General features: G+C 34.0%; 9 protein-coding genes. 6 read left to right on the forward strand and 3 right to left on the reverse strand.

Features of this window, described 5'->3' with window-relative positions; genetic code table 11:
• Window positions 1-47: 47 nt before the first annotated feature.
• The 3 genes from ACWG42_RS01220 to ACWG42_RS01230 are packed head-to-tail and all read right to left on the reverse strand — an operon-like array spanning window position 48 to window position 2851.
• Window positions 48-794, reverse strand: coding sequence for a hypothetical protein (locus ACWG42_RS01220; protein WP_455789657.1), 747 nt, complete (start codon window positions 792-794; stop codon window positions 48-50).
• Complete coding sequence (locus tag ACWG42_RS01225; RefSeq protein ID WP_455789659.1) at window positions 784-2202, reverse strand: sensor histidine kinase; 1419 nt, start codon at window positions 2200-2202, stop codon at window positions 784-786. The genes ACWG42_RS01220 and ACWG42_RS01225 overlap by 11 nt, the downstream gene beginning before the upstream one ends.
• A 1-nt stretch (window position 2203) precedes the next feature.
• A complete protein-coding gene (locus ACWG42_RS01230; protein ID WP_455789660.1) occupies window positions 2204-2851 on the reverse strand; it encodes a response regulator transcription factor in 648 nt (215 codons plus the stop codon).
• Between the two features lie 113 nt (window positions 2852-2964).
• Here ACWG42_RS01230 and ACWG42_RS01235 point away from each other — a divergent pair, with 113 nt between their 5' ends.
• The 6 genes from ACWG42_RS01235 (at window position 2965) to ACWG42_RS01260 (ending at window position 11083) form a co-directional block, all read left to right on the forward strand.
• Window positions 2965-4374 (forward strand): spore germination protein, encoded by a 1410-nt coding sequence (locus ACWG42_RS01235; protein WP_455789661.1) that lies wholly within the window; start codon window positions 2965-2967, stop codon window positions 4372-4374.
• A 44-nt stretch (window positions 4375-4418) separates the two neighbouring features.
• The gene (locus ACWG42_RS01240) at window positions 4419-4775 is read left to right on the forward strand and encodes a hypothetical protein (RefSeq protein WP_455789663.1); all 357 of its coding nucleotides are present in this window, start codon (window positions 4419-4421) and stop codon (window positions 4773-4775) included.
• Window positions 4776-4846: 71 nt separating this feature from the next.
• The gene (locus tag ACWG42_RS01245) at window positions 4847-6052 is read left to right on the forward strand and encodes a diphosphate--fructose-6-phosphate 1-phosphotransferase (protein WP_455789665.1); all 1206 of its coding nucleotides are present in this window, start codon (window positions 4847-4849) and stop codon (window positions 6050-6052) included.
• Window positions 6053-6373: 321 nt separating this feature from the next.
• Entirely contained in the window at window positions 6374-8173 is a 1800-nt protein-coding gene (locus ACWG42_RS01250; RefSeq protein WP_455789667.1) for an ABC transporter substrate-binding protein, read from the forward strand.
• An 84-nt stretch (window positions 8174-8257) separates the two neighbouring features.
• A complete protein-coding gene (locus ACWG42_RS01255) occupies window positions 8258-9214 on the forward strand; it encodes an ABC transporter permease (protein ID WP_455789669.1) in 957 nt (318 codons plus the stop codon).
• A 12-nt stretch (window positions 9215-9226) separates the two neighbouring features.
• Entirely contained in the window at window positions 9227-11083 is a 1857-nt protein-coding gene (locus tag ACWG42_RS01260) for an ABC transporter permease subunit (protein ID WP_455789671.1), read from the forward strand.
• The last annotated feature ends 8 nt before the right edge of the window (window positions 11084-11091 follow it).

Below are 11091 nucleotides of genomic sequence, written 5' to 3' on the forward strand. Positions count from 1 at the left end.
TTGTAAATAAAAACATAAAGTTCAAACAATTATGAACTTTATGTCTTTTAACGGAAAATTATTTGAGAATTTTCATGTCTACCAATTGGCATGAATGATACTGTATAGGATTTTGTTTTGTCATCGTGTACTTCACTTATACACAATTCTGCACGCAATTGGTAAGAAGAAAAACTTCCTTCGATTTGTGTCCAGTCTTCGATATCGTTTAAATCAAGATAGCTAATGAATTTACGAAGATGGGTATATTTTTGTTTTGTGGTAAACGATGTAGCGTTTGGATTTGTAATAGTAAATCCAATGATTTTATTCGACTTCTTATCTAATGTAAATCTCGCTCCTTCTACATAACCGTTTTCCATACTGTAAATGATATCAAGGTGATGTGTTCCAGTTTCGTTTTCAGATATTTGTAGTGTTCCAAAGGGAATTGTAAAAGGTTCTTCCTCTGAAAGTTTTAAGTACTCTTTCTTGATAATTCCATCTTTTATGAATGTGTTAATTTCTGTTTCAAAAGAATGAATGATGGGTCTTAATACAGAAAGTTGTTCTTCGTTATACTGTGAAAGATTTGTTAAATCATAGGAAGTTTTTAACGATTCATTCCCATAAAACGATGTATATAGTGCTTGCGCAACTTCGTGATTTTCTAGGAGTTCTTTATCGTGCTGTTTACCTGTCCATGTTTTGTTCATAGATAAAGTTTGTTGATCAATCAGCAGGAAACAAAGATAAGGAATACATAAGGAAAAAAGAATCATACCAAGTAAAAGATAACGTATTTTATGCTTCATTAAAATCCACCTCCAATTGAAATGTGATGCTTGTTCCTTGTGAAGGAGAGGATTGTATATGCAGTTCACAGTTATGTAACTCACATATCCGTTTGCATATGGAAAGACCAAGGCCTGCTCCACCTTTTGTGCGTTTACGTGAAGGGTCTGCCATATAGAATGGTTCACAAGCTTTTAATAACTGTTCTTCATCCATCCCAATACCTTCATCTATGATTTTAAATTCATAAGTCGAGGAAGTAAGACACCCTTCTATACGAACGATTGTGCCTTGGGATGCTTTTAATGCATTATCAATTAAGTTTTTTAGAAGTGTATATAAAAGGGTAGGATTACTTAATACAATCGCATCTTCTACATGAAATACGACATTCGATACTTGAAGGGCTTTATAGTACTCCTTAAGTTGTTCTATCAAAGGGGCGAGGGAAGTTTTTTCTAACGCTATGTGTAAATTGCTTAGTGATAGCAATTCCATAAGACTAGTAGATAATTGCTCTAAGCGAGTACCTTCTTGATAAATAAAATGTGCAGATTTTTGAATGGTTTCAAGATCACATTCATAACTTCTTAGCATATCTGCAAATCCAATAATCGCAGTCATAGGGGTCTTGATTTCATGAGAAAAACTTCCCATGAAGGTTTCTTTAGCTTCAGCGTTCGCTTTCAGTTCTTGAATCGTTGAATAGGTAGCATTTGCCATTTCATCAAAACTTTGACTTAACTCACCGATTTCATCTTTTCGATGGATGTTTGTCCGCTGTTCATAGTGTCCTTTTGCGATATGTTGAGAGATTTCATTTAGTTTGTTAATAGGTTGTGTAAGACGATTGGAAAAGAAACGTATGATAAAAAAGGCGATGGTTAACATCCCTATATCCATTATTATGAAACTTTGAAATTGCATAGTTCGTTCCTGATAGATGGAAGAGAGATCATAGCTATTGCATAAGATGTAATCATCTGAAAAATTTGGAGAAATATAACTACTGATGTACATGGTATAAGTGGAATTCTCATGTTCGATAGTGTAGGCATTTGTACTCTTTATATACTTTGATAAATCTTTTTTCTTTATGGTGCTTGATAATAGAGTATCTGTAGATTGATAGAGCGCATAAGCTTCCCCTTTTTTTGTTTTTGTATTGGATATTTGTTGAAGATAATAAATAGCCATAGAATTCATCTTGTCTCGGTTATAACCATACTGAGTTCTTGGTTGTGCTCCATCTTGTACTAATTTAGTTTCTAAGGAATATGAGAGAGTTAAATGCTGATCTATATTTTGTTGAATGCTTTCGTTTAAAAGGCGGGTATGATTTTGTGTGATTAGATATGTTCCACCTACAGAGAAAACAATCGCAATTGTGGAAAGACAAATCCAAATGATTTTTTCAGCTAAACGCATCTTATACCTCCAACATATATCCAATACGATATATGGTTTTAATATAATCTTGCCAATCCAACTTTTTTCGCAATCTTTGGATATGTAAATCTAAAGTTCTTGTATCATAGAGTTCATCTGTATGCCAAAGCTTTTGATAGATAACTTCACGATAAAGCGCAATGTTTTTATTACGTATGAGATAGAGCAATACATTATATTCCATTTTCGTTAAATCTATTTTTTTATTATCTTTCGTCACTGTTCTAGCGTCTTGATCGATGGTAATATCATGTATAGAAAAGATGTTATCACTTTTTTTATAACGACGTAATACACTTTCTATACGTGCGATTAATTCATCGATTGAAAATGGTTTTACTAGGTAATCATCCGCTCCCATATGCAAACCTTTTACACGATCCTTAATATCACCTTTCGCCGTAATAAAAATAATAGGAGTATGACCATTTACATATTCCAGTATTTCATATCCATTTACGTTAGGTAACATAATATCTAATAATAGCAAATCAAAGTCATGAGAATCTATCATTTCAATTGCTTTTGCGCCATCTTCAACGCAAATACACTCATAGCCAAAACGCGTTACATTCATACGTATGAGTTCACGAATACTTTGTTCATCTTCTACAATTAACAACTTCATAATTTCACCTTCATTTGATATTATCATATCATAGATGTGTATCTAAGTTGTATCAAGGATGTTGTAAAGTATAAAAAATAAGAATGTGTACATCTTAACTATAGGTGATCAAGATGTATGAAAAACGCATACAAGAATTAAAACAGAAATTATATGTAGATCAAAATTTTGATGTTGTATCCAAAGCAATGTTGGTTCAAAATATTCATATGACATTGTTTTTTGTAGATGGTTTTGCGAAAGATGAAATCTTAGAGAAAATGATGGAGTTTCTATTAAAGGCAGATATTAAAGAAACAGTAGAAAAGGATAGTGTACAGGTGTTTTGTGATCGATTCATTTCTTATCTTGAAGTAGATGTAAAAGCGGATATGAAAGATTTGATTACAGCAGTATTGAGTGGTTCTATTGTGTTGATGGTGGAAGGGTATGAAGAAGGTATCGTAATCGATGCAAGAACATATCCAGTAAGAGGTATGGAAGAGCCACAAGATGATAAGGTATTAAGAGGAAGTCGTGATGGGTTTGTTGAGACCTTAATTTTTAATACCGCTTTGATACGAAGAAGAATACGTGATTCACATTTGCGCATGGAATATACAAGCGTTGGTTCTATAAGTAAGAGTGATATAGTGCTTTGTTATATGGATGGATTAATTGATGAAGATATGTTAAAGGATGTACGAAGAATGCTATCTGAAATACAAGTAGAAGCTTTAACGATGGCACATGAAAGCATAGCGGAAGCATTGGTGCCTCATAAATATCTAAATCCTTTTCCAAAGGTTCGCTATACCGAACGTCCTGATACTGCAAGCAGTAACATATTAGAAGGAAAGCTTATTTTAATGATTGATAATTCACCAAGTGTTTTAATACTACCAACAAGTTTTTTTGATTTTATACAAGAGGCACAGGATTATTACTTACCACCGATTACCGGAAGCTATTTAAGAATCATAAGAATCCTTGTTTTCTTTATTACTTTATTAGTGACTCCTGTTTGGTTCTATCTTAATCTTAATCCTACTTTATGTCCTGATTGGTTTCGCTTCACTCTCATAAAAGATCAAGGAAATGTACCAATCATTGTACAATTGTTATTGTTGGAGTTTGGTATTGATGCGTTAAAGATGGCAAGCTTGAATACGCCGAATTCCTTAGGTAGTACCTTTAGTATTATAGGAGCACTTATTTTGGGAGAGTTTGCGATCAATGCAGGCTGGCTCGCTCCCGAAATTATCCTGTATATGGCATTTGTGGCACTTGCGGATTTTACACAACCTAGTTTTGAATTGGGATATGCAATTAAATTTATGCGAATCATGATTTTAATACTAACTGCAATATCTCCACGTTTTGGATTTTGGATAGGAATTATTGCAATGTTATGCATTATGATTTCCAATAAGACGGTTACAAAAACTTCTTATTTCTATCCTCTGTTTCCATTTAACGGGAAGGATTTTAAAATGATTTTTGCGCGTAAAAAATTAAGAGGAAAAAGCAGCACGAAATCATAACCAAAGATGCACCTTGGTGGTATAATAGAGACAAGGTGATATATATGGAAAAAACGTATCGAGATATTATGATTGCTAGTACGGTAGAAATACTCTGCCTTCCTCTATTTTATTCTCTCTATGAACCAGAGTATCTGCGTTTTTTCTTTTGGATTTTGTTATTTGCTTTAGATTCCTTTATGCTTAAAAGATTACCTTTTTTTGAGCTTATGAAATTATATACACAAGAAGGGTATAAAAAAGAACGAAGGCAGATTATTATCATGGAAGTTATCTTCTTTGTAGGGCTTGTGATTTTGGCCTTTAAAAACATAAGTTTAGCTGGAATTGTGCTACTAAATGACGTCATTGTAGACTTTTTATGTTTTATCACAGCAATGAATGAAAAGAAAAACAAATAGGAACTTTCAAAATAAATAGAACTGTGCTAAAATATCTTACGTAATGATTATTTTAATTAGGAGGAAATTACATGGCAAATTGTTTAGTTGCTCAGTCTGGTGGACCAACAACCGTTATCAATGCTTCACTTGCAGGTGTTGTTAGAGCAAACCAGTTAAACCCAGTTTATGACACAGTTTATGGTGGACTTAATGGAATTGAAGGAATTTTACAGGATCGTTTATATGACCTTACAAACATGAGTGAGTTTGAAAACCGCGTATTACGTCAGACTCCATCTTCTGCCTTAGGTTCTTGCCGTTACAAATTAAAAAGAAATGATGAAACTGATTACCGTAAATTAGTTGAAATCATGGACAAACATGATATTGAAATCTTATTCTACATTGGTGGAAATGACTCTATGGATACAGTAGATGCATTGAGCCAATGGGCTAAGAAAAACAACATCGCAAAACGCTTTGTTGGTATTCCTAAAACAGTTGACAATGACTTAATGGTAACTGATCACTGTCCAGGATTTGCATCAGGTGCAAAATTTGCGAACCAAGTAGTAAATGCTACATGGTTAGATTACAATGTATATACTCGTGAAGAAGTTTTCATTCTTGAAACAATGGGTAGAGACGCTGGTTGGTTAGCTGGTTCAACAGTTGCTACTGGTCGCGTTGACTTAATCGTTTTACCTGAAGTTGATTTCGACAAAGAAAAATTCCTTGCAGAAGTTAAAAAATGCATGGCTGAAAAAGGAAAATGCTACATCGTAACAAGTGAGGGTGCTCACTTTGCTGATGGATCTTACTTAGCAGCTGGAGAAGCCGTAAATGATGGTTTCGGACATGCTGTATTAGGTGGAGCTGCTGAAGCTTTAAAGAGAATGATCTTAGAAGCTGGTATCGCTCCTCGTGCAAAAGTACAAGATTTAAGTACTGCTGCTCGTAGCTCTAACTTTGCACAGTCATTAGTAGATGTTACAGAAGCATTTGAATTAGGTATGTCTGCACATGCAAGAAGTGCAAAACCTGGATTCACAGGACACGTTGTTGCTGTTCAAAGAGAATATGTAGATGGTAAATACAATGCAAAATTCATTTCAGGACCTGCTGAAGATTTCGCAAACCACGTAAAACATGTTCCAACAGAATGGATTTTACCTGATTACCAAGGATTAACAAAAGAATTCCACGATTATATTACACCACTTATTCAAGGTGAACCTACATTGATCATGGATGGTGCTATTCCTGCAACAATCAAACCATTCAATATGAGATAATTCTTTATCTACTTAAGAACGATGAAAGTCGTTCTTTTTGTATGGAAAAAACTACTATTTACTTTTTCTTGCTTTAAAAGGAAGGATTACGTTAACATTAGATATGCATTTATATAGGTAAAAGCGCTACAAGCTTGAAAAATAATGAAAAAATGTAAATGCGAAAGAAATCTTTTTCTTTTAAAACAATTTATTCCATAATTTACACAAAAATGTAAATTTATCTTTTCGTTTCATGTAATTTTCATGGAATAATTATTGTAATTCTATGTGAAGTAAGATATAATGGATTACATATCAGGAGTGATAGGAGGAGATTTTATGAAAAAGATGTTAACCCTGTTGGTTGCAGGATTAATGACCGTTTCAATGACCGCTTGTGGCGGAAGTTCCAATGAAGATCGTGCACTTATTATTGGTAGCGATAAATTCAGTCAGGCGTTCTTAAATAGTGAGGCTTTAGGAAATAGCTCATATGATAAGAACATTCGTGACATGATTTATGGTTATGAAACATTTGCGGTGGACAGTACTGGGGAGTTCAAATTAAATGAAACAGCTATTAAGAAACTTGACTCAAAAGCAAATGATGATGGAAGTAAGACATTTACTTTCACAATCAACGACAAATTATTATTTAGTGATGGTTCAGAATTAACTGCAGATGATTACTTATTCCATGTAATGATCGCAGCTTCACCAGAATTTGCAGATAATGGAGATCCTACTGGTGAATACTATGCAGGTTACAAAACTTATCATGATGGTTCATCTAAGGCATTTAGTGGATTGAATAAAATTGATGATAAAACATTCTCTGTAACAGTAGATAAATCAATTCTTCCATATTTCTGGGAAAATTCATTAGTTGTTATTCGTCCAGACAGTATGAAAACAATTGCTGGAAAAGATGCTAAATTAGAACAAACAGAAGAAGGTCTTGTGTTTCATGGTGATATGGCAAAAGCTGTAGAAACTTGGGTAGGCAAAGAAAATAAGACTCCTTCCGTTTCTAGTGGGCCATATAAATTTGTTTCTTACAAAAACGGACAAGTAAAACTTACAATTAATGACAAGTTTGCTGGTGATCCTAGAGGAAACAAACCAACTATCAAGGAAGTTATCGTAAAAGAAATCAATATGGATACTGATATGGATACATTCTTGAACAAAGAAATTGATGTTTTAAATGATGTTATCGAAGGCGACAAAATCGACAAAGGACTTAAAGATGACAAATCTCAGTCTGCAAATTATGATCGTAATGGATACGGAACATTTGCATTCAAATGTAACTTCGGTCCAACAAAAGAAGTTGAAGTACGTCGTGCTTTAAACTTCATCGTGGATAAAGATGAACTTGTTAAAACTGTAACTGGTGGTTATGGTGTGACATTGAACTCTGAATATTCTACTGCACAGTGGGTATATGCAAAAACTAAAGATGATTTAGAATCATCATTAAAATATATCTACGCATATTCTTTAGACAAAGCAAATGCTGAATTAGATGCATCAAGCTACCGTTTTGAAGCAGATGGTGTAACTCCATTTGATGCAAATAAAGCTAGCGCAGACTATTTACGTTACAATGCAAATAAAGAAGTTCTTCAGATTAACCATATGGGTACTGAAAATAACTCTGTAACTGACAACCTAGAATTATTGTTAACACAAAATGCACCTAAAGTTGGTATCAAATTTACTTTAACAAGAACTGACTTTGACGGATTGATGAAAAATTACTACTTCGATACTGAATTAAAAGAAGAAGAAAAAATTTATCATACATTTAACTTAGGTAGCAACTACTCTGATGCACCAGATCCTTATTATGCATCCTTTTCAAGTGATTATGTAAATTCAACAGCTAATGCATATCGTATTGCTGATCCAAAAATGGATGAGTTGATTCAAGATCTTCGTCATACAGAACCTACAGATCGTGACGGATTTGAGAAAAAATGGTTAGCATATGAAGTATACTATAACGAGCTTCTTCCAATGGCACCATTGTATGCAAACACTTACTACAATTTTGCTTCAAAAGACCTAAAAGGATTTGAACCAAATTCATTCCAGACTGTATACCAGACAATTAGTGCTCTAAGCTGGAAGTAATTCAATATTTATACAACATCTAGGGAAGGTAGTAAGATAGTCTTGCTATCTTCCTTGTTGTGTTGTTTTTAAGGAGGAAATAAGATGCTAAAGTATTGTATAAAGCGTATCTTATCATTAATTCCGGTAGTTTTCGTTATTTCAATCTTATTATTTTCAATGATGAAATTGATGCCAGGTGACCCTATTAAGTTATCTATGTCACCAAATGTTAGACCCGAATATTATGATACTGTATATGAAGCACAAAAGAAAAAAATGGGATTCGACAAACCATTGCCAATTCAATATTTAAACTGGGCAAAGAATACTATTTCAGGTGATTTAGGTACTTCTATCACCTATAAAGAACCAGTTGCAGATGTAATTGGAAGACCAATGAAAAATACAGTAATTATGAACTTTTTTGTATTGCTGTTTTCTTTGACGATTTCCATATTCGCAGGAATTCGTTCAGCGATTAAGAAAGGAAAGTTTATTGATCAATTTTGGCAGTTATTTTCCTTGATAGGTATGAGTGTACCTAGTTTCTTTATCGCATTATGTTTAATTTATGTATTTGCATTTACATTAGGTGTTGCACCATCTGGTGGTATGCCAATTGATACTTCAAACATCGGAAGTTGGATTTATTGTCTGATGTTACCTGTTGCGACGCTCACCATTATGAACCTTGCAGGTACGATTCGTTATGTTCGTAACGCAATGTTGGAATCTTTAAATGAAGATTACATTAGAACTGCAAGATCGAAAGGGTTAAGTGAGAAGGTAATTATATACTCTCATGCTTTTCGTAATGCATTAATTCCAATTGTTACAGTTGTAGTTATTCAGATTTCAACGCTGTTTTCAGGTTCCATAATTGCAGAGCAGGTGTTTGCATACGACGGATTAGGTAGTGTTTTAATCACAGGTTTAAATAGAAGAGACTTTATGTTGGTTATTGCTTTGAACATGTTCTATGCAGTAATCTACCTAGTAAGTAACTTTATTTGTGACATTGTTTATGCGATGGTTGATCCTCGTATAAAATTAGATTAGGAGGTATAGAATATGAATGACAAGAATAATAAAAGTACGTTATCCAGATTTAAAAATTCTTTTACTTCTATGTTTAAAAGATTATTTTCACCAAAGTCACAAAAGAGAGAACTAAAGAACATCTTAGAAGAAGAAGCAATTACATCACCTTCCAAGGTGGTTTGGAAGAATTTCCTTAACGATCGTTTAGCTCGTATTGGGATGCTTGGATTTATTTTGATTTTAGCTTTTAGTTTTGTTGGTAGCTTGCTTATGCCTTTAGGCGATGCTGCTAGAACAGAACCTGTATTGAAGAATATTCAACCTGGTAGAAAATTATTATCAGTAGATAGTGATTTAGAGGATGCTGGTATTAAATATATTGGGAATGGGATTTCATTCTCTATAGGTTTAGGAAACGATGGTCAATTATACACTTGGGGTAGTGATACAAACGATGTATTGGATATTCCGGAAAGTGTACAAAATAAAAAAATGTCTAAATTGGCTGTTGGTGATAAGCATGCAGTAGCAATGAGTACCAATGGTGAATTATATGCTTGGGGTTTTAATAACTTCAATCAAGCGAGTATTCCTGCAAATATTAAGGGACTTGCTGTAGCTGAGGGTGTAGAAGAACTTTATGCAAGTGAAGGTTATTCTGCTATCATTACAAAAGAAAAGAATCTTTATATTTGGGGAAATGTCAAAGCTAGTAAATTAGATATTTTACCACAAGGAATAAAAGGACATGTTGCGAAAGTAGATGGTAGTACCTATAACATGGTCATCTTAAAGGATGATGGTACGGTTGCTGTTGCTGGAACACAAGGAAATGAAATTAGTGCAGTACCAGAAGAATTAACCGATGGTTCTGTTAATATCGTAGATGTTCGTATGAGTTTTAGAACTGCTGTTGCTCTTGACGATAAAGGAAAAATTCATGTATGGGGTTCTACAGATAAAGGAATGTTAAAGGTTCCTAAGATCGATGAGAAAATTGTACAGGTTTCTTCTAATCGTAATGCTTTATATGCATTGGGTGAGAGTGGAAAGGTATATGCATGGGGTGACAATACATTAAACGAATTGAATGTCCCTGAAGATGCAAATATTAAAACACTTTATACTGGATATTATCAAGCGTTTGGCGTAAGTGACGATGGAACTGTTGAAGCATGGGGTAACAAAGGTTATTTCATGGGAACAGATCAATTCGGTCGTGACTTATTAACTCGTTTGATGTCTGGTGGTAGAGTTACCTTACTTGTTGGTTTCTTGGCTTGTATCGTGGAAGCCATAGTAGGTATGATTGTAGGTATGATTGCTGGATTTAAAGGTGGTTGGGTAGATAATGTATTGATGCGTTTATCTGAAATCTTTAACTCAATTCCATTTATGCCATTAGTAATTACCTTAAGTGCATTCTTAGGTATTAATATGGATAGTAGTCAAAAACTAATCCTAATCATGTTGATTCTAGGTCTTGTAAGTTGGCCTTCACTCGCACGTATTATACGTGGTCAGATTTTGATCGAAAGAGAAAAAGATTTCGTGTTGGCAGCGAGAGCTTTAGGAATCAAAGAATATGCGATTATCATTCGTCATATCTTGCCTAATGTATTGAACTTATGTATTGTAAACATTACATTGAGTTATGCTGTAAATATGTTAACGGAATCCAGTTTATCCTTCCTTGGATTCGGTGTACAAGCTCCAATGCCTTCTTGGGGTAATATGTTAAACGGTGCTCAGCAATCAGAAGTTATTCAGTTGTATTGGTGGAGATGGATCTTACCAGCAGTATGTTTGATGATTGCAGCGTTCTCTATCAACTTAATTGGTGATGGTTTACGTGATGCCCTTGATCCAAAGGCAAACGAGAAGTAGGTGCTATT

It is taken from the genome of Amedibacillus sp. YH-ame10, from assembly GCF_053848885.1.